We start from the raw sequence: 279 nt of genomic DNA on the forward strand, positions 1-279 counted from the left end.
CGGCGGCGTTGGCCTGCCAGATCTCCACCAGAATGCCCGGCACGGGCAGACCGTTTTCATCCAGCACGCGGCCATGGATGATGATGCGTTCGCCCTGGGGCTCGCCATCCTGCTGGGCGGTGAGGTCGTTATCCTTCTCGTTAACCCGCTCGGCGCCGATGGTCGGGCCGGTGATTTCCGACAAGGAATGGGGCAGGAACACCAACGGCTTGGACGGCGAACGCAGGTTCGTCGACTGGTAGGCCGGGTGCAGGTAATCCGGTTGAGTGCCCGCTTGCG

Annotated in this window: 1 pseudogene; it reads right to left on the reverse strand. The window is 64.5% G+C overall.

The features are described 5' to 3' along the window. Positions 1 to 279 (reverse strand): annotated as a pseudogene (locus KZZ04_RS18995) (protocatechuate 3,4-dioxygenase subunit beta); the annotation flags it as partial.

This window comes from Pseudoalteromonas sp. CR1, from assembly GCF_019392235.1.
GTDB lineage: Bacteria > Pseudomonadota > Gammaproteobacteria > Enterobacterales > Alteromonadaceae > Pseudoalteromonas.